A 476-nucleotide genomic window follows, 5' to 3' on the forward strand; every position below is an offset into this window, starting at 1 on the left:
TATGCCTGGAAGAAGCGAGAACCCAGCGCTCGAAGTATTGCCGATGCTGAACACGCAAAACGTATCGAAGAGCTCTATGAGGCATCCGATAAGCGCGAAGGTCATCGTGTGATTCATGATCATTTGAAAGACGAATCAATTACTTGTGGCCGTGATAAAACCTTGAGGATTATGCAGGATCTTGGCATCGCCGGGATTCAAAAGAAAAGCTTCAAGCCACAAGGAACTGACAGCAATCACACCCTAGGCTATAGCCCGAATCGGTTGAAGGCACAAGGCATGCCGCAGGCATGTGATCTAGTCTGGGTCTGCGATACGACGTATCTGATGACCGATAACGGCTGGAACTATTTGGCCACAGTCATGGATCTGTTTAGTCGTCGTATCGTGGGCTGGGAGGTCTCCGAGCACAATGACGCCGATCTTGTGCGCAAGGCGCTCTACAAGGCCTCTCAGACGCGTCAAGGGTTCCTCAA

General features: G+C 50.8%; 1 protein-coding gene. It reads left to right on the top strand.

The features are described 5' to 3' along the window. Positions 1-476, top strand: a 476-nt coding sequence (locus QEH52_RS20165; RefSeq protein ID WP_308952763.1) for a DDE-type integrase/transposase/recombinase, incomplete at both ends; no start/stop codon positions are given.

This window comes from Thalassobacterium maritimum (assembly GCF_031127805.1).
GTDB classification, from domain to species: Bacteria; Verrucomicrobiota; Verrucomicrobiia; order Opitutales; family Coraliomargaritaceae; genus Thalassobacterium; species Thalassobacterium maritimum.